This window comes from Nonomuraea sp. K271 (assembly GCF_009908215.1).
Taxonomy (GTDB): Bacteria; Actinomycetota; Actinomycetes; order Streptosporangiales; family Streptosporangiaceae; genus Nonomuraea; species Nonomuraea longispora.
Genome location: NZ_JAAAHR010000109.1, coordinates 1 through 14,459 on the forward strand (window position 1 = coordinate 1; position 14,459 = coordinate 14,459).

General features: G+C 68.8%; 18 protein-coding genes. 8 read left to right on the forward strand and 10 right to left on the reverse strand.

What is annotated here, in order from left to right; translation table 11 throughout:
• Positions 1-692, reverse strand: a 692-nt coding sequence (locus GUY59_RS30480; protein WP_330849232.1) for an N-acetylglucosamine kinase, incomplete at its 3' end; no start/stop codon positions are given.
• 60 nt (positions 693-752) lie between these two features.
• Here GUY59_RS30480 and GUY59_RS30485 point away from each other — a divergent pair.
• The 7 genes from GUY59_RS30485 (at position 753) to cyaB (ending at position 7,629) form a co-directional block, all read left to right on the forward strand.
• A complete protein-coding gene (locus GUY59_RS30485; protein WP_252375284.1) occupies positions 753-1,646 on the forward strand; it encodes a MurR/RpiR family transcriptional regulator in 894 nt (297 codons plus the stop codon).
• Positions 1,643-2,401 (forward strand): sugar isomerase domain-containing protein, encoded by a 759-nt coding sequence (locus tag GUY59_RS30490; RefSeq protein WP_138208794.1) that lies wholly within the window; start codon positions 1,643-1,645, stop codon positions 2,399-2,401. The genes GUY59_RS30485 and GUY59_RS30490 overlap by 4 nt, the downstream gene beginning before the upstream one ends.
• 161 nt (positions 2,402-2,562) lie before the next feature.
• Entirely contained in the window at positions 2,563-3,915 is a 1,353-nt protein-coding gene (locus tag GUY59_RS30495; RefSeq protein ID WP_138204206.1) for a cellulose binding domain-containing protein, read from the forward strand.
• Positions 3,916-3,976: 61 nt separating this feature from the next.
• Positions 3,977-5,236, forward strand: coding sequence for an extracellular solute-binding protein (locus GUY59_RS30500; protein WP_138204208.1), 1,260 nt, complete (start codon positions 3,977-3,979; stop codon positions 5,234-5,236).
• Positions 5,236-6,120 (forward strand): carbohydrate ABC transporter permease, encoded by an 885-nt coding sequence (locus GUY59_RS30505; RefSeq protein WP_138204210.1) that lies wholly within the window; start codon positions 5,236-5,238, stop codon positions 6,118-6,120. Before GUY59_RS30500 ends, GUY59_RS30505 begins: the two co-directional genes overlap by 1 nt.
• A complete protein-coding gene (locus GUY59_RS30510) occupies positions 6,117-6,935 on the forward strand; it encodes a carbohydrate ABC transporter permease (RefSeq protein WP_138204211.1) in 819 nt (272 codons plus the stop codon). The genes GUY59_RS30505 and GUY59_RS30510 overlap by 4 nt, the downstream gene beginning before the upstream one ends.
• A 139-nt stretch (positions 6,936-7,074) precedes the next feature.
• Entirely contained in the window at positions 7,075-7,629 is a 555-nt protein-coding gene (gene cyaB / locus GUY59_RS30515) for a class IV adenylate cyclase (RefSeq protein ID WP_138204213.1), read from the forward strand.
• Here cyaB and GUY59_RS30520 read toward each other — a convergent pair.
• The 9 genes from GUY59_RS30520 to GUY59_RS30565 form a co-directional block, all read right to left on the reverse strand.
• Positions 7,626-8,414 (reverse strand): endonuclease/exonuclease/phosphatase family protein, encoded by a 789-nt coding sequence (locus GUY59_RS30520; RefSeq protein WP_138204215.1) that lies wholly within the window; start codon positions 8,412-8,414, stop codon positions 7,626-7,628. The two genes, cyaB and GUY59_RS30520, sit on opposite strands and share 4 nt — an antisense overlap.
• A gap of 20 nt (positions 8,415-8,434) precedes the next feature.
• Complete coding sequence (tmk, locus tag GUY59_RS30525; protein WP_161714777.1) at positions 8,435-9,064, reverse strand: dTMP kinase; 630 nt, start codon at positions 9,062-9,064, stop codon at positions 8,435-8,437.
• The gene (locus GUY59_RS30530) at positions 9,061-10,164 is read right to left on the reverse strand and encodes a radical SAM protein (protein WP_201761533.1); all 1,104 of its coding nucleotides are present in this window, start codon (positions 10,162-10,164) and stop codon (positions 9,061-9,063) included. The genes tmk and GUY59_RS30530 overlap by 4 nt, the downstream gene beginning before the upstream one ends.
• A complete protein-coding gene (locus GUY59_RS30535) occupies positions 10,161-10,508 on the reverse strand; it encodes a hypothetical protein (protein ID WP_138204221.1) in 348 nt (115 codons plus the stop codon). The genes GUY59_RS30530 and GUY59_RS30535 overlap by 4 nt, the downstream gene beginning before the upstream one ends.
• Positions 10,509-10,560: 52 nt before the next feature.
• A complete protein-coding gene (locus GUY59_RS30540; protein ID WP_138204223.1) occupies positions 10,561-10,839 on the reverse strand; it encodes a hypothetical protein in 279 nt (92 codons plus the stop codon).
• On the reverse strand, positions 10,839-11,153 hold the full coding sequence (locus GUY59_RS30545; RefSeq protein ID WP_138204225.1) for a hypothetical protein: 315 nt from the start codon (positions 11,151-11,153) through the stop codon (positions 10,839-10,841). Before GUY59_RS30545 ends, GUY59_RS30540 begins: the two co-directional genes overlap by 1 nt.
• Before the next feature lie 185 nt (positions 11,154-11,338).
• Positions 11,339-12,517, reverse strand: a complete 1,179-nt coding sequence (locus tag GUY59_RS30550) for a helix-turn-helix domain-containing protein (RefSeq protein ID WP_138204227.1) — start codon at positions 12,515-12,517, stop codon at positions 11,339-11,341.
• A gap of 370 nt (positions 12,518-12,887) precedes the next feature.
• Positions 12,888-13,385: a winged helix-turn-helix domain-containing protein gene (locus GUY59_RS30560; protein ID WP_138204229.1), complete on the reverse strand. Its 498-nt coding sequence runs from the start codon at positions 13,383-13,385 to the stop codon at positions 12,888-12,890.
• A 41-nt stretch (positions 13,386-13,426) separates the two neighbouring features.
• Entirely contained in the window at positions 13,427-13,903 is a 477-nt protein-coding gene (locus tag GUY59_RS30565; RefSeq protein WP_252375098.1) for a GntR family transcriptional regulator, read from the reverse strand.
• A 110-nt stretch (positions 13,904-14,013) separates the two neighbouring features.
• Here GUY59_RS30565 and GUY59_RS30570 point away from each other — a divergent pair, with 110 nt between their 5' ends.
• Positions 14,014-14,319 carry a hypothetical protein gene (locus GUY59_RS30570; RefSeq protein ID WP_138204233.1) on the forward strand — a complete coding sequence of 102 codons (306 nt, stop codon included), beginning with the start codon at positions 14,014-14,016 and terminating at the stop codon, positions 14,317-14,319.
• Positions 14,320-14,459 lie beyond the last annotated feature (140 nt).

The following is a 14,459-nucleotide window of genomic DNA, read 5'->3' on the forward strand; positions in this document are numbered from 1 at the left end:
CGCCCGACCCCCGCTTCCCCCGTCCCGCGACTCACCACACCGCGGTCGCCGGCTTCCCGGCCGGCGGTTTCGTGGTAGTCCGGACGGTGACCGGCGGTCATCTCGTCGAGGGCCGGATCGGTGCGGCTCGGCTCGTGGTCGCGTACCGGATCGACGCCCGTCCTCGTCGGAGAGGAGCGCGGGGCGGTGAGGGCGCGGACGGTGGCGCGGGCGGCGGCGAGGCCGATCCAGAAGGCCGAGCCCTCGTCCCCGAGCAGCCAGCCGTACCCGTCGGCGGTGCCGGCGGGAGCGTGGTCGGCGATTCTGGCCGCGATCGCCCCCGTGCCCGAGATGAGCACGGTGCCCGATGGCGAGGGTGTGCCGGCGGCGAAGGCGGTCACGATGTCGCCCGTCACCCGTACCCCGCGCACGTCGCCCCCGGACAGGAGGGCGCCGAAGACGCGCTCGGTGAGCGTCGCGCACAGCGAGGGGTTGCCTGCCAGGCCCACCACCGCACCTGTGAGCCGCTCGGAGCCGGAGTCCGGCAGGGCCGCGCGTACGGCGGTGGTCAGATTGGCGGCGGCGGTGTCGAGGCCGAGAGTGCCGGGGTTGGCGCCGCCCGCGTGCCCGCGCCGCACCAGCGTGCCGTCCAGCGTGAACAGCGCGGCCCGCGACGTGGTGCCGCCGGCGTCGACGCCCAGAACCAGCTGCATGTCAAAAATTATTGCCGAAATGGCTTGACTGCACCAGACTTTGAGCATAATTATCACCGCGTGGAACTACTGAGCCGCATCAGGGCCGAGCAGCACGACATGCCCGAGGCGCTGCGCAAGGTGGCCGATGCGATTCTCGCCGCCCCGGCCGAGGCGGCCCGGTTGACCATCGTCGACCTGGCCGAGCGGAGCGCCACGTCCACCGCCACGATCACCCGATTCTGCCGCGCCCTGGGCTTCTCCGGCTACGCCGAGCTCCGGGTGGCCGTCGCCACCGAGACCGGCCGGGTGGCGCAACAGACGTGGCAGACCGACATCGGCCGCGAGATCCTTCCCGACGACAGCCTCGACCGGGTGCTGAGCGTCGTGTCGGGCAACGACATCCGCCTGATCCAGGAGACCGGCGACCAGCTCGATCTGGCCGTGGTGGACAAGGTCGCGCGGGCCGTGGCCAGGGCCGGGCGGGTACTGCTGTTCGGGGTGTCGAGCAGCGCGGCGGTCGCCAGCGAGATGGAATACCGGCTGCAACGCATGCGGGTGCCGACCTGGAGCAGGTCCGACGCCCACAGCGCGCTGACGGACGCGGCGCTGCTCGGCCAGGGCGACGTCGCGATCGGCATCTCCCACAGCGGCCGGACACGCGAGGTCATCGAGGTGCTCGCCGAGGCGGGCAGCCACGGCGCGATCACCGTGGCCGTCACCTCGCAGCCGAGATCGCCGCTGGCCGAGGGGGCCGAGCTGGTGCTGACGACGGCGAGCCGCGCGACGAGCTTCAGGTCCGAGGGGTTCGCCGCGATCCACTCGCAACTGCTCGTGCTCGACGTCGTGTACGTGTCGGTCGCCCAGCGCACGTACGAGCGTACGAAGCAGGCGTTCGACGTCACCGTGCGGGCCGTGGCCGGACACCGGCTACCGGAACAGGGCCTGCCAGGCTTATCAGAAGGGGACATATGACGGTCAACCAGCGAGTCGCCCCGCGGACCTTCGCCGAGCACATCGCGCAGCTCGTCCGGGTGATCCCGGAGGATCCGGAGATCACGCGGGCGGCCGGCCTGTTCACCAGGGCGCTGACCGCGGGCGGCGTGATCCAGGCGTTCGGGTCGGGCCACTCGGAAGCGGTCGCCATGGAGATCGCCGGCCGCGCGGGCGGCCTCGTGCCGACCAACCGGCTCGCACTGCGCGACATCGTCCTGTACGGCGACGCCCCCAGGGCCGAGCTCGACCGCTACGACCTGGAGCGCGACCCCGCCGTCGCCCGTACGATCCTCGACCTGGCCCCCGTCCAGCAGCACGACCTGTTCGTCATCATCTCCAACTCGGGCGTCAACGGCGTGGTCGTCGAGCTCGCCACGCTCGTCAAGGAACGCGGTCACGACCTGATCGCGATCACCTCGCGCGCCCACAGCGAAGCCGTCGTGTCCCGCCACCCCTCGGGCCGCCGGCTCGCCGACCTGGCCGACGTCGTCCTCGACAACCACGCCCCCTACGGCGACGCCGTCCTGCCCCTGCCCGACGGAGGCTCCATTGGAGCGGTCTCCACCATCACCTCGGCTCTGCTGGCCCAGCTCGTCGTGACCCAGACCGTCAGCAACCTGCTCGATGCCGGTGAAGTCCCGCCGGTCTACCTCTCGGCCAACGTCCCCGAGGGCGACGCGCACAACCTCCGCCTGGAGGCGCTGTACGCGGGCCGCATCCGCCGCGGCGCCTGACCCCCGCTCCACCGACCCCCGCTCCACCGACCACTGCACGACCGACCCCCACGTCCCCGACCACCGCACGCACCACCGGCACGAACCACAAGCACCACCGGCACCACCGCACCTGACCAGCACGACCTTCGGGGGACCGCACAACCAAGGAGAACCCACTCATGTCCCGGAATTTCGGTAAAGTTCTGCTCTCCTTATCCATCCCCGCCCTCATCGTCGCCGTCTTCCTGGTCGCACCCGCCAACGCCGACCAGGCCGTCCGGCTCCAGTACCGCACCAGCGCCCCCGGCGCCACCACGGCCCAGGCCGAGCCCTGGCTCCAGCTCTTCAACGACGGCACCACCACGATCCCGCTCAACCAGGTCAAGGTCCGCTACTACCTCACCGGCACCGAGACCTACCGCTTCGCCTGCTCATGGGCGGTCGTCGGATGTTCGACGGTGACCGGACAGTTCGTCCGCCAGCAGGGCGACGGCCAATACCTGGAGGTGGGTTTCACCTCAGGCAGCCTGGCCCCCGGCCGGACCACCGGCGACATGCAGTTGCGCTTCCACCGCGCCGACTGGCAGACGTTCACGCAAGGCGACGACTACTCGTACGGCCCCCAGACGAGCTACGCGAACTGGGACAAGGTCACCGTCTACGTCAACGGCACGCTCTCCTGGGGCCAGCCCAACGGCAGCGACCCCGACCCCACCGTCACGCCCACCGTGCCCCCGGGGCCCGGCGGCGAGTTGTTCGACGACTTCACCTACACCGGCTCGAACGACCCCCGGCTGGCCCAGCGCGGCTGGACGGTCCGCTCCAGCTCGGGTGGACCCGGCGTGCCCGGCGCCACCTGGTCGCCCGGCGCGGTCTCGTTCCCCGGCGGCCTTCTGACGCTGGACTCCTCGACGAACGGAACCCCCTCGGGCACCGTGCAGACCGAGCTGTCCACCACCAACCGCAAGTTCCACGAGGGCACGTACGCCGCCCGCGTGCGCTTCAGCGACGCCCCGACCAGCGGTCCCGACGGCGAGCACGTGGTGCAGACGTTCTTCACCATCACCCCGCTGCGCTTCGACCTCGACCCCGACTACGGCGAGCTGGACTTCGAGTATCTGCCGAACGGCGGCTGGGGCGAACCGTCCAACATCCTCTACGCCACGAGCTGGGAGACCTACCGGAACGAGCCGTGGCAGGCGGTGAACACCCACACCGAGGAGCGTGTCAGCTTCGCCGGCTGGCACGACCTCGTCATCCAGGTCTCCGGCGGCCGGATGAGGTATTACGTGGACGGCCGCCTCTTCGCCGACCACGGTGACATCTACTACCCCGAGACCCCGATGTGGATCATGTTCAACCAGTGGTTCATCGATCTTCAGGGGGCGACGGGCACCCGTACGTACCGCCAGCAGGTCGACTACGTCTACCACAGCAAGAACGAGGTCCTCTCGCCGGCGGAGGTGCAGAGCCGGGTCGGCTCGCTGCGCTCGTCCGGGGCCGCGTTCAAGGACACCGTCCCCAACGTGTGATCGTGTCCCGCGCCCGCACGGCGGGCGCGGGACCCCACCCCCCAGCACCAGAAGGAACACCATGAAGTACCGCATCCTTGCCCTGGCGGCCGTGCTCGCGCTCAGCGCGTGCGGCACCGGCGCAGAGCCGGAGACCGGGGCGGCGGCGAGCGGCGCCCCTGCGAAGCTGACCGTCTGGATCATGGACGGCAGCGTCACGCAGGAGCTGCTGAAGAAGTTCGAGACCGAGCACGAGGCGGCGCACAAGGGTGTCGACCTCGACATCCAGATCCAGGCCTGGGACGGCATCGGCGAGCGCGTCACGGCGGCCCTGGCCAGCACCGACGCGCCCGACGTGATCGAGGTGGGCAACACGCAGGTCGCCCAGTACTCCGCCAGCGGCGGCGTCACGGACCTCACCGCCAAGGTCGCCGACCTGAAGGGTGAGGACTGGCTGCCCGGGCTGGCCCAGCCCGGCAAGATCGACGGCAAGCAGTACGGCATCCCCTGGTACGCCGCCAACCGCGTGGTCGTCTACAACAAGGACCTGTTCGCCGAGGCCGGCATCAAGGAGCCCCCGAAAACCCGCGACGAGTGGCTAGAAATCACGACAAAGCTTAATAAAGGTGGCAACCAGGGCATCTATCTGACCGGCCAGACCTGGTACGCCCTCGCCGGCTTCATCTGGGACGAGGGCGGCGACCTGGCCGTCCAGGAGGGCGGCCGGTGGAAGGGCGCCCTCGACACCCCGCAGGCCCTGGCCGGCATGGACTTCTACCGGCGGCTCCAGGCCCTCGGCAAGGGCCCCAAGGACGCCGACGAGGCCAACCCGCCGCAGCACGAGGTGTTCGCGCAGGGCACGGTCGCGCAGATCATCGCCGTGCCCGGCGTCGCCGCCCGCGTGCTGGAGGTGGACGGCAAGCTCAAGGACAAGATCGGCTTCTTCCCCATCCCGGGCAAGACCGCCGACAAACCCGGCACGGTCTTCACGGGCGGCTCCGACCTGATCATCCCCGTGGCCTCACGGCACCAGGACGAGGCGTACGAGCTGGTCAAAGCCCTGGCCGGGGAGGAGTTCCAGAAAGAGCTGGCCACGACGATGAGCTTCGTGCCCAACCGCACCTCGCTGGCCGGCGTGCTCTCCGGCGACGAGGGCACCGCCGCGATGGCCGTCGGCGCGGCGGGCGGCCGGGCCACCCCGAACACCCCCAACTGGGCCGCCGTCGAGGCCACCTCCGTGATCAAGCAGTACATGACCGCCGTGCTCACCGGCGCCGACCCGGCGGCGGAGGCGAAGAAGGTCTCCGAGTCGATCACCACGACGCTGAACAGCGGATCCTGATGCGGGCTGGACACCGCTCGTTCTGGCCCTTCCTGCTCATCGCCCCCACGGTGGCGGGCGGGGCCTTCCTCCTGGTCTATCCCATGCTCAAAGCGGCGGTGATCTCGTTCCAGCACTTCCGCATGGGCGAGCTGATCAGGGGCGGCGCCACCTTCATCGGGCTGGAGAACTACGCCGAGCTGCTGGGCGGCGAGGAGTTCTGGCAGGTGGTGTGGCGCACCGTCGTGTGGACCGTGGTCAACGTGGTGCTCATCGTGGTCCTGTCCACCGGCGTCGCCCTCATGCTCGCACGCCTGCGCCGCGGCCTGCGCCTGGCCGTGATGAGCGCCCTGGCCCTGGCCTGGGCCACCCCCGTCATCGCGGCGACCACGATCTTCCAGTGGTTGTTCCAGTCGGAGCTGGGCGTGGTCAACTGGCTGCTGGTCACCCTGGGCTTCGACTCGTTCCAGGGCTACACCTGGTTCGCCGACGGCACGGCCACGTTCGCCGTGCTCGTGATCCTCGTCGTGTGGCAGTCGGTCCCGTTCGCCGCGCTCACCCTGTACGCCGGCCTCACCACGATCCCCGCCGAGCTGTACGAGTCGGCGCGGATCGACGGCGGCAGCGGCGGGCAGGTGTTCTGGAAGATCACCGTGCCGATGCTCAGGCAGTTGTTCGCGCTGATCATCTCCCTTGAGGTGATCTGGGTGGCCAAGTGTTTCCCGCAGATCTGGGTGCTCAGCCAGGGCGGCCCCGACGACGCCACCACCACACTGCCGGTCTACGCGTTCAAGGTCGCCCGCGTGCTGCACCGCTACGACCTGGGCTCGGCGGTCGCCATGCTCACCGTCGTGATCCTCGCCGTCGCCCTGGTCAGCAACCTGCGAAGGATGGTCCGCTCATGAAACGGCTCGCGCTCAACGCGACGGCGGTGGCCGTGCTCGTGACGACGGTCTTCCCCGTCTACTGGATGTTCCTCACCGCTTTCAAGCCGACGCGGGACATCCAGGCGGCCACGCCGACGTTCTGGCCCGCCGATCCGACGCTCGACCACTTCGTCACCGCGGTGAACGCGCCGGGGTTCTGGACCTACTGGCGCAACAGCCTGCTGGTGACGGTCGCGGCGGTGCTGATCGCGCTGGTGGTCGCGCTGCTGGCGGCGTTCGCGATGACGCGGATGCGCTGGCGGGGGAGGAGCGCGTTCGTGGTGGCGGTCTTCGCGGCCCAGATGGCGCCGTGGGAGGCGCTGCTGGTGCCGGTGTTCATCATCGCCAGGGACACCGACCTGCTCGACTCGCTGGCCATGCTGACCGGTGTCTACTTCATGGTCACGTTGCCGTTCACGATCGTGACGCTGCGCGGGTTCCTCGCCGCGATCCCGCCCGAGCTGGAGGAGGCGGCTCAGGTGGACGGATGCAGCCGGCTGGTGGCCTTCCGGCGGGTGGTCTTCCCGCTGCTGGCGCCGGGGCTGATGGCGACCTCGCTGTTCGGGTTCATCACGGCGTGGAACGAGTTCGCGTTCGTGAACGTGCTGATCATCAAGGACCAGGACAAACGTACGCTGCCGGTGTGGCTCTCGTCGTTCCGGGACGTGTTCGGCACCGACTGGGGCGCGACCATGGCCGCCGCCAGCCTGTTCGCGCTGCCCGCGCTGCTGCTCTTCCTCTTCCTGCAGCGCCGCGTCGGCACCGGCATGACGGCGGGCGCGGTCAAAGGCTGACGGGCCATTGCGCCGGATCGCACACGTAGGTTTCCCGGTGCGGCGTGGCGGCACGCAACCCGATGCGAGTCACGTTCTCCTGTCCGGGTCAGCGCGAATCGCTAGGCTTCACGAGGCTCAAGCGAAAGAGGGAGGCGCTGTGGCAGACGGGACGCAAGAGGTTGAGGTCAAATACCGCGTCGGCGATACGGGAAGGCTGGAGGCCGCGTTGGCGCGGCGGGGAGCGTTCCTGTCGCCTCCGTCCCGGCAAGACGACCAAGCCTACGCAGAGGCAGGCTGGACGTATGAGCAGAGCAAGGTCGGCAGGGCTTTCAGCCGGCTCCGTACCCAGGACGGTCGCCACCTGTTCACCGTGAAGCGACCGATCGACAACGAGATGGCGTGCCTGGAGCACGAAACCGAGGTCGCCGACCGCGAGGCCATGCACCAGGCGATCGTGGCCATGGGCTTCTACCCGACTATCCGCATTGTGAAGGTACGCCGCTGGTGCTCGATCGGTGAGCTGACGATCTGCGTGGACGAGGTCGAGCACGCCGGCACCTTTATGGAAATCGAGCGGACGGTCCGCCAAGACGAGTCAGGGGCCGTTGTGCAGGCCGAGCTCGATGCGTTCGCTCGTGGCCTTGGTGTGGAGCTGGATCGCACCAGCGATACCTACGACTCGCTGGTGCGATCTGCTCTGGCCTCGGTCTAGAACAAGCCGAGGGCTTCAGGCCCAGTCGGGCCGGAACATTCGAGCCGCTCAGCTTCCACGTTCAGGTAGAGCTCGACAGCGGCATGATCGGTCAGCCTCTGCTCGCGTGTCTCGTGCAGGTAGGCGCAATCTCGGAGCCGCCCACCCAGTTCGGGGCCGACGTGGAAGTAGTCGTAGCGGTAGCCGTCGCCGGTCCGGCCGATCCAGCTGTACGGCTGGCTTCCGGGCGCGCAGCGCGCGTGCGCGTCGATGAAGCCCTCCGCTGACAGGGTGTCGAGCAGGGCGAACTCGAACGGCAGAAATCCCGGATGGAGGGGCCGGTGGTCGGAGGTGATGACGTTGTAGTCGCCGCCGATCACCATGCGGTCGCGCTCTTCAGGCTGGAGCTGCTCGATGGTCTTGAGCAGCGACGTGATGAACTCCTCCTTGCGGGCGGTCTTGTCCGCGGATCGGTCGCGGCTGGGGACATACACGCTGACCCACCAGGTGCGCGGGGACGTGTCGAGAGCGGCGGCGGCAACCCGGGCGGGAATGCTTACCTGCTCGAACGCGTCGGGCTCGTGTGCGGTGAGCGATACCCGGCTAACCAGCGCCGCGCCGCGGTCGCCGTCGTCTGGGGTGTTGACGGTGATGTAGCCGGCACGCCGGAACTGCTCCAGCAGGTAGGCGGTGCCCGGGCCGGCGCTGGTTTCGGTGAGCAGGATGACATCGTCGTCCCGCTCGGCCAGCCAGCGCAGCAGCAGCTCGGCCCTATCCAGTCCAGCGGCGCCGATGTTGACGGTCACAGCCCTGAGCATGCGCCCTCCTACACGTCGTGGGTTCCGTACGCGCCTTGCACCTGGCGGAGCAGCTCGGCCGCCACCTGGTCCGGGTCGAACCCACGGCAGTCGATGCTGACCTGCGGCCAGCCGCGAGCCGCCAGGAAGTCGAACGCCTCCTCGTACAGCGCCAGCTCCCGCGCGGGGGAGCCCTCACGCTCCAGCCGAGACAGGGCCGTCCGCTGCCGCAGCCGCCGCCCGAGTTCCTCGGCGGTGTGCCGCAGGTAGCAGGATAGGGACGGGACCGGCACGTGGGCGTTGTATTGCCACACCTCGTCTATCTCGAGCCCGTCGAGACGCTGGAGTACCAGCGACGACTGAACGTAGCGGTCGCTGATGACGATCAGCCCGGCCTTCAGAGCCGGGGCGATCTCGGTGTCGATGTGAAGGCAGCGGTCCGCGGCCACCGCCAGAGCGAGCGCCCGCCCGGTCAACCCGGACTCGCCGGTGCGGACGAGCCGCCCCAGCGCAGTGCCGGACGGCTCACTCGTCACCAGGACGCGGGCGCCAGTTGCGCGCAACTGGTCGGCGAGCCGCCGGGTGGTCGTGGTCTTGCCGACGCCGTGGGGACCCTCGACCACAACGAACAGGCCGTCCCTCGCCGTCGGCCTGGTCATCGGCGTGGGCTGATCTGGAGCAGCGGCCGGCCGTCGTGTTCGACGACGGGACATTGCTCGGCATCGACGTCGCCGACCTGAGCGCCCCGGGAGATGACGGCGGCTGGGCAGCCCTTGCCGCAGGTGGCGTTCATCGAGCAGCCGCCGCACGTTGGGTTGGTGCCCATGCGGAGCTTGCCCGCCAGGTCGTAGCCGGCCAGGGCGTCGGCGACCTCCTGATGGAGGATGTTGCCGACAAGGAAGTCGGTGTCGGGGTGCTGGGATCGCGGGGTGCGGGCGGCGAACACAAGGTACGGGCAGACCGCCACCAGTCCGTCGGCGAACACGTAGATGAGTTTCCCGGCGTCGCATCCGGCGAGGGGTTTGTCGTCGTTCGGGAAGCGGATGTGGACGATGTCCACGCCGCGCTCTCGGAAGGCGCTGGTGATGTCGGCGATGGCGCGCATCTTCTCCTCGTCGGCGGTCATCCTTCCCGCGCTCATGACGCCTCGGCCGAACAGCGACAGCGGGTTCATCAGCACGTACTGGGCGCCGACCTCGACGGCGAACTCGCACAGGTCGCGGAACTCCTCGACGTTGGTGAGCGTGTTCGGGGTGGACAGCATTCCTTGCAAGAGCCCGGCTTCGGCGAAGGCCCGCGTGGTGGCCACAGTGGTGTCGAAGGACGCGGTGTTGCCGCGGAACTTGCCGTGGGAGGCGCGGCGGAAGCCGTCGAAGCTCACGTTGATGTGGATGGTGCCAAGCTGTGCGAGTTCGCGGATCTGCTCGTTGGTGGTTTGGGTGGCGTTGGTGCAGATGCCGAGCGGCATGCCCATCTCGGTGGCGGCGTGGCAGATGTTCATGAGATCGGGGTGGACGAACGGCTCGCCGCCGGTCAGGGTCAGGCGTTCGACGTGGGCGCGCTGGAGCCGCGGCAGAACCTTGCCGATGATGTCGTCGGCGGGCATGTGGTCGCCCCAGTTGCCGGAGGAGACGAAGCAGTGCGCGCAGTGGAGGTTGCAGCGCTCGGTGATCTGGATCAGTGCCTTACGGTGGCCGTCCTCGACCGATGTGCGGAAGTAGCAGGAGCTGGCGTGGGTGTCGATGATGAGACGTTTCACGTGAGATCTCCTTTTTGGTGAGTGGCGTGCGCGAGGTGGGTGGCTGTTTCCTGCTCCTTTCGACATCTGTGTCGTGAGGTGAGGTGGCGCCAGATCGCGGCGGTGCGGGCGTACACGCCTCGCCCGGTCTCCTCCTGTTGCTCGCCGTCGCCGGTCCAGCGCAGGACGAAGTACTGGCCGCTCTCGGAGACCAGCTCGTACTCGCAGCAGCAGGACGTGGCGTAGACCCGCAGCCGCGGGCCGCGGGGCACGTACGGCTCCCAGTGGGGCATGAGGCGATCCTTCGTGTGCGCGGCGGCGCGGCGGCTGGGTGTGGTCTCGGGGGCGCCGCCGCGCCTGCTCATGGGGTGGAACCTCGGCCCGCCGCGCCGCGCTGATCACGACGGGCCGAGGGGCCTACAGGAACAGGGCAGGGCCGATGTTGCGCAGCAACTCCGCCTGGCGTTCCAGCGCGATCCCGAGGGACACGCCGTTCTTGCGGCGCACGTACTGGACGATCCCGAACTCGGCCACGCGTTGCGTCCGCGGCTGCCGCAGCTCGGCGACCCACCACTGCTCGTCCGCGCTGATGGCCCAGCCGGGGTAGGTGCTCTCCAGCACCTCCAGCAGCCGCACTTCCTCGTGGTACGCCTCCCGGTGCGCCTGGTGGCGCTTGGCATCGGCCGTCTCCACCATCACGGCACCCGCGTCCTGCCGCGGGCGGTGTGCAGCAGGGACGACTGCCAGGCCAGCGTGGCCGCCAACGCCATCGCATCGGTCTGCCGGACAGTGGCCCACACGCCGGCTGCCATCATCTCCACGGTGAACGGCGCGCGCAGGGTGGCCGTCCACCACACGCGGCCGGCGTCGTCGCGGTGCCGCTCGATGTCCCAGGCCGGGTAGGTGTTGCGCAGCGTGGACAGCTGCCGGCCCGCGACGTCGAGCAGCAGGGCCGCCCGCGCCGCGACCCAGCGCAGGTCTCCTTCGGTGGTCTGGAGGAGCTCTTGCAACTCGGCGCTGGCTATCGGCCGACCTGTATGACGTGCGTGATCCGGTCGGCCGGTTGGGGGTTGAGCTCCGGTGTCTGTGGTCTGCGTCACATTGTGAAGCTACGACCAGCGCAAACAACGCGCCAGGGATGTCATGTCCTACATGTGGGACTGTTTTCCCGGCGGATCAGGACACCATGTCCTAGTCAGATGCCTAGGGAGTTCGCCAGCGACCGGATCGTCGTCGACGGCCGCCTCTCTTCCTCTCGCAGCACCTCGACCAGGTCCCGGGCAACAGCCTGGTGCCGGAACCACACCTCTGACTCCGCGCGGGCCTCCAGCAGTCGCTCCGCGGCTGTCTTGTGGTGCCGCGAGTCCACGTGCACCTGCGCGATGTCAATCAGGTGACGGCCGTGCGCGATGCCCTCCAGGTCGCCGGCGTGGATGCGGCGCGCGGCCCGCAACGCCTTGTCTGGCAAGCGCAGCACGGTGTAGGCGTGCGTCTCCTGCTCGGCCACCATGGCAGACCCGAACCAGCTGTTGTGGACTGCCACCCGGCCACGCAGCCGCTCAGCGGCCGCAGCGGCCAACGCGGCGTAGTCGGCGACCTCCCGCCCCGCGGCAGCGGCGGGGGCGAACGCGGCCAGGAGCAGCTTGCCCCATGTGGCGAGGTGCTCGGCCGGGGCCGAGAATGCGGGCTCGATCCGCTCTGCCATCGATATGGCCAACCGCTCGGCCTGGTCGAGCCGGGCTTGGTGATGCAGGACCCATGCGTACGTCCCGTGGAGGCTGGCCCACAACAGCTCGTCATCGCCGGCGTGCGCGGTGGTAATGGCGCGCTCGGCGCTGACGGCCGCAAGGTCGTCTCGGCCGAGGTGGATCGTCACGGATGCTGCCAGATCGTAAGCCATGGCCAGCGGATAGACGGCGCTGGCGCCAAGCGTGCTGTGGGTCAGGCGTGCCTCGGCAAGCAGGTCCGGGAGGGTGGCGACGAGGGCCGGGAAGTCGCCGCGCCAGTACGAGCGGCATGCCGCGGCGACCGCGCGTTCTATGTCGGGGATCGGTGTGGGCTCGCCGTCGTGGCCGTCGTCGAGGCCGGGCAGAAGTGAGGGGGAGAGTAGGGCGTCGCGCAGGGCCAGGACGCTGCCGCCGTCGCGGTCCGTGCCGAGCTGGTCCCTTTTGCCGACCAGCGCGGACAGTTCAATGTCGAGCGCGTTGGCCAGCTTGACCAGCGTGGTCAGCCTTGCGGATCGGCGTTGCCCTTGCTCCAGTTTGGCGACCAGATCGCGGGACAGGCCGGCTGCCTCGGCCAGTTCTTCCTGTGTGAACCCGCGAGATTGGCGCTCGCCTCGGAGTCGAGCCCCGATCGTGCCAGCTTCGGTCATAGGCCCTGACCGCCTTCCTGATGTCTGGACAACCTCAGGCTACGGCGCAGGGTCTTCAACGTGCTATGGGGAAGGCCGTATCTCTCGCGCGTCCACGAGCTCGCGCCTTGTGACCGGTGGCCTTCGTGGTCCTGGCCTCCACCTGCTTCATGCCGACCCTCGCCGCGCCCTCCCCGAACAGGAAGGCAAGCGGGTCGGTGAGGGCACGCGGCGTGGCGGGCCGCTCGTCTGCGAGGAAGTGCTCGCCGACGAGAGCGACGCACCGACTGGGGCGCGACCATGGCCGCCGCCAGCCTGTTCGCGCTGCCCGCGCTGCTGCTCTTCCTCTTCCTGCAGCGCCGCGTCGGCACCGGCATGACGGCGGGCGCGGTCAAGGGCTGACGCCCGGCGGGGCGCTCGGCCACTCTGCTGGATCGCACACGTAGGTGCCCCGGTGCGGCACCGTGACGACCCACCGCTGCTCCCGCAGCCGCGAGACGGCCAGCCGGGCCGTGACCTTGGCGACCCCGTAATGCCGCATCAGCACCTGCTCACTGGGGATCGCCCTGTTGGGGCGGAGTTCGCCGCGTCTGATGCGGGCAGCCAGGTCATCGGCGATAAGCGCGTACTTGGCTCGCGTCGGCTTCTCACGAGGCACGCCGGCAGGCCCGACGAAGGTGCCCTCACCCTTGACAGTATGGGCGAGCCGCCGTCGGCGAAGCTCCCGGGCCACGTTGCGCGCGGTGCTGCGCGCGATGTCGAAGTCCGCCTCCAGGGCCGCCTCGCTCGGCACGGGTTCCCCGATCCGCAACTCCCCGTTGTCGATCCGCCGGTGAATCACGTCGGCGACCTGAACGTACAGCGGGACTGGGCCATCGCGGTCGAGCATGCTCATATCCTAGACGTGTAGGTACAAGCACCTAGGCAAAGTCAGTCCTGGGGCCACGAATCCTTCGGTGAGACGTAACTGCCCCGCTGGGCGACGGTGTAGATCCACCCCTGTTCCCGCAACAGCGCCATGGCCCGCCGCACCGTCTCACGCGCGACGTCATGCTGCTTCACCAGTGCCGTCTCGCCCGGTATAGGGCGCCGGGGGAGGAATTTTCCCGCCTTGATCTGATCGCTGATTTCTGTCGCGATCTGCTGGTACAACGGCACTTTTCGCTGCTTGCGAGGTGCTTCCTCTGGTGTGCCGACGAAGGTCCCCTCGCCTTGCACGGTGTAGATGAGCCCTTCCTCGCGCAGTACGTGGACCGCCCGCCTGGCCGTGGTCCTGGCGACCCCGAACTCGTACTGAATGTCGGCCTCGCTCGGCACCGGGTGCCCGGAGTCGAGCTTCGAGACCCGCTGGCGGAGGATGTCGGCGATCTGGACGTAGACGTGAGTGTCCCCATCGTAGTCGAGCACATAGGCAACATAGGCCAATGCGGGCAAGAGTTCACATATCGTTCCGTCTAAATAGACAGAGCTGTCGCTACATGTAGACAAGAGAAGACGACCAGATCTATAGTTGCGGCATGTCGCAACCATCGTCGATGCCTGCGGATGACCGGTTTCACTCGGCCCATGTGCCGGAGTTGTGTCCCGGCTTCATCCGGCTGACGTGGGACCCCGTTTGGGCGGTGGAAAAACGTATACGCGTCTGCGACTACACGTGTGACTGCGTGCCGACGTTCTACGAGCTGTGCCAGGCCGGCGGGCAGTACTTCATCCGCAGGACCCGCCGGGTCGGCGGAGAAGTCCTGGTCGACCAGTCCGCCCTCGGTGGGCGCGCCCAGACATTTCTCGTGTGGATCAAAGTGCTGACGGGGGTGGCCGCATGATCGGGATGGGGGACGCCTTACTGCACCCGCGCTCTGACTTCACCTCCGACGAGGATGACCTGGTGAAACTGGTCCCTGACTCGATCGTCGTCAAGAAGGTCTGACCGGCCCTACGGCTGAAGAACCGGCACCCTTGAGCC